1 protein-coding gene is annotated in these 3625 nt (G+C 73.8%); it reads left to right on the forward strand.

Going from position 1 to position 3625, the window contains the following annotated elements; translation table 11 throughout:
• A partial coding sequence (locus ACIRFL_RS43595; protein ID WP_404041267.1) for an amino acid adenylation domain-containing protein occupies nt 1-3625 on the forward strand: 3625 nt, incomplete at both ends.

The raw sequence follows: 3625 nt of genomic DNA on the forward strand, positions 1-3625 counted from the left end.
CTGCCCGCCGCGCAGATCGGCTTCAACTACCTGGGCCGGTTCACCGGCGGCGGACGGACCGGCACCGTGGAAGCCTGGCAACTGGCCGGCGACACGGCGATCGGCGGTGCCGTCGCCCCCGGCATGCCGGCCCAGCACACCCTGGAAGCCAACGCGGCCGTCCGGGACACGCCCGAAGGACCCGAACTGACCGTCACACTCAGCTGGCCCAGCGCCGTCCTGGACGAGACGGCGGCGGAGGAGCTGGGCGAGGCCTGGACACACCTGCTGGCGTCCCTGGCCGCGCACACCACCCGCCCCGCGGCCGGCGGCCACACCCCGTCCGACTTCCCTCTCGTCCACCTCACCCAGCGCGGCTTGGAGGAGCTGGAAGCCCGGATACCCGACCCCGCGGACGTCTGGCCGCTGTCGCCGTTGCACGAGGGCATGCTCTTCCACGCGGCGTTCGACGAGGAAGGACCGGACGTCTACCAGACCCAGCGCCTGCTGGCCCTCGACGGCCCGCTCGACGCGACCCGGCTGCGCGCGGCATGGGAAGCGGTGCTGGACCGGCACCCCGCGCTGCGCGCGAGCTTCCACCAGCAGGAGTCCGGTGCGGCCGTCCAGGTCGTCTCCCGGCATGTGGAACTCCCCTGGCGCGAGGCCGACGTGACCGGACTGCCGGACGCCGAGGCGGTTGCCGAGGCCGATCGGCTGGCCGAGACCGAGCTGACCAGGCGATTCGACCTGACGAAGCCACCGCTGCTGCGGCTGCTGCTGATCCGCCTGGGCGCCGGCCGGCACCGGCTCGCCATCACGTGCCACCACATCCTGCTGGACGGCTGGTCGATGCCGATCGTCCTCGACGAGGTCTCCCTCTTCTACGCGGGCCGACGGGAAGCCCCGGCCCTCAAGCGTGCGGTCTCCTACCGGGACTACCTCGCGTGGCTCGGCCGCCAGGACAAGGAGGCCGCGCGCGCCGCCTGGCGGGCCGAACTGGACGGCGTCGAAGGACCCACCCTGGTGGCTCCCGCCGACCCGGGCGGCTCGCCCGTGACCTCCGACGTCGTCACGGCCGAGCTGTCCCTGGAGCAGACGGGGCAGCTGACCGCATGGGCGCGCGCACAGGGCCTGACGGTGAACACGGTGGTGCAGGGCGCGTGGGCCCTCGTGCTGGCCCGGCTGGCGGGGCGCACGGACGTGGTGTTCGGCGGCACGGTGGCCGGCCGCCCGCCCGAGCTGCCGGACGTCGAGTCCATGGTGGGCCTGTTCATCAACACCCTCCCCGTGCGGGTGCGCCTGGACGCCGAGCAGCCCCTGGCGCGGATGCTCGCCGAACTCCAGGAACATCAGGCGGCACTGATCTCCCATCAGCACCTCGGCCTGCCCGGCATCCAGCAACTCGCTGGTCCGGGGGCGACCTTCGACACCATGCTGATGTTCGAGAACTACCCGCGCGGCTCGGTCGCCCTCTCCGGACCCGACCGGTCCTCCGCCGACGTGACGATCACCCGGCTGCACACCGTGGCCGGCACCCACTACCCCCTGGCGGTGGGGATCGTCCCCACCGACCGGCTCCGCGTCGTGGTGACGTACCGGCCCGACCTGTTCGACCGGGAACGGGCGGACCTGATCGCCCGGCGCGTCGTGAGCGTCCTGGGGCAGTTGCTGCGGGACCCGTCGGCGCCGGTGGGCCGGGTGGGCGTGCTGGGGGCGGTGGAGCGTGCGGCCGTGCTCGACGGGTCCATCGGCGAGGCGGCCGAGCCGCCGGACGGGCTGGTGCCGGAGCTGGTGGCGGGGCGGGTGCGGGTGTCGCCGGGTGCGGTGGCGCTGTCCGAGGGCGACCTGTCGATGACCTACGAGGAGTTGTGGGCGGCGTCGGGCCGGGTCGCGGCGTATCTCGCGGGTGCCGGGGTGCGGCGCGGCGATCGGGTCGCGGTGGTGATGGAGCGCTCCGTCGAGGTCGTGGTGGTGCTGCTCGGCATCTGGCGGGCGGGGGCCGCGTATGTGCCCGTGGACGCGGCATCCCCGGCCGAACGGCTGGGCTATGTGGTGGAGGATTGCGCCCCGGCAGTGGTCGTGTGTTCCGCGGCGACCCGCCCGGTCCTGCCGGAGGGTGTGTATGTCCGGGTCGTGGTGGTGGACGACCCGGCGACGGCGGCCGAGCTGGCCGGCTGCGACAGCGGCTGCCCTGCGCCGGTGGCCCCGGGTGATGTGGCGTACGTGATGTACACGTCGGGGTCGACCGGGGTGCCGAAGGGGGTGGCGGTGCCGCACGGCAGCGCCGCGGCCCTCATCGGCGAGCGCGAGTGGCACGTGGGCCCCGAGGACACGGTGCTCATGTACGCGCCGCACGCCTTCGACGCGTCCCTGTACGAGCTGTGGGTGCCGCTGGCGACGGGCGCGCGGGTCGTGATCGCCGAGCCCGGAGTCCTCGACGCCCAGCGGATGCGCGGCTACGTGGCCGAGGGTGTGACCGCCGCCTTCGTCACCGCGGGACTGTTCCGGGCGCTCGCCGAAGAGGCACCGGAGTGCTTCGCGGGCCTGCGCGAGGTGCTGAGCGGTGGCGACGTGGTGCCCGCTGCCTCGGTCGCCCGGGTCCGGGAGGCCTGCCCGGACGTGGCGTTCCGCAACTGCTACGGACCGACCGAGGTGACCATGTGCGTCACCTGGCACCAGGTCGGCCGCCACGACCGGGTCGGTCCGGTGCTGCCCATCGGCGGACCGATGCCCGGCCGCCGTACGTATGTGCTGGACGCGTTCCTCCAGCCGCTGCCCCCCGGAGCGACCGGCGAACTCTACGCGGCCGGTGCCGGGTTGGCGTCGGGGTACTGGGGGCAGCCGGGGCTGTCGGCCGAGCGGTTCGTGGCGTGTCCGTTCGTGCCGGGTGGGCGGATGTACCGGACGGGTGATCTGGTGCGCTGGTCCGAGGACGGTGAGCTGGTGTTCGTGGGGCGTGCGGACGCCCAGGTGAAGATCCGTGGTTTCCGGGTGGAGCTGGGCGAGGTGGAGGCGGCCCTCGCCGCACACCCGGACGTGGCCCAGGCCGTGGTCACCGCTCGGACCGATCACACGGGAGAACTCCGACTGACCGGTTACGTCGTCCCGGAGCACCCGGACGGTGTCGACCCCAGGCACGTCCGCGCTCACGTGGCCACACGGCTGCCCGACTACATGGTGCCCACCGCGGTCCACGCGCTCGACGCCTTCCCCGTGACCCGGAACGGCAAGCTCGACCGCGCGGCCCTGCCCGCACCCGACCTCGCCGGGAAGGCCGTCGGACGCGAGCCGGAGACAGCGACGGAGGCCCTGCTGTGCCGGCTGATCGCCGAACTGCTGGGCCTTGAGCGGGTCGGGGTCGACGACAGCTTCTTCGAGCTGGGCGGCGACTCCATCACCTCGATGCAGCTGGTGGCGCGGGCCCGGCGGGCGGGCCTGGTCCTCAAGGTGCAGGACGTGTTCGCCCGGGCGACCCCCGCGGGGCTCGCGGCGGTGGCGGAGGCGGCGAGCGAGGACACCCTCCCGGTCGGAGCGGACACGGGCGCCGGCGAGGTGCCGTGGACGCCGGTGATGCGGGTGTTGGGTGGGCATGCGGTGGAGGCGGAGTTCGCTCAGTGGGCGGTGGTGGGGGTGCCTTCGGGGTTGG

Source organism: Streptomyces sp. NPDC102462, assembly GCF_044765425.1.
GTDB lineage: Bacteria > Actinomycetota > Actinomycetes > Streptomycetales > Streptomycetaceae > Streptomyces.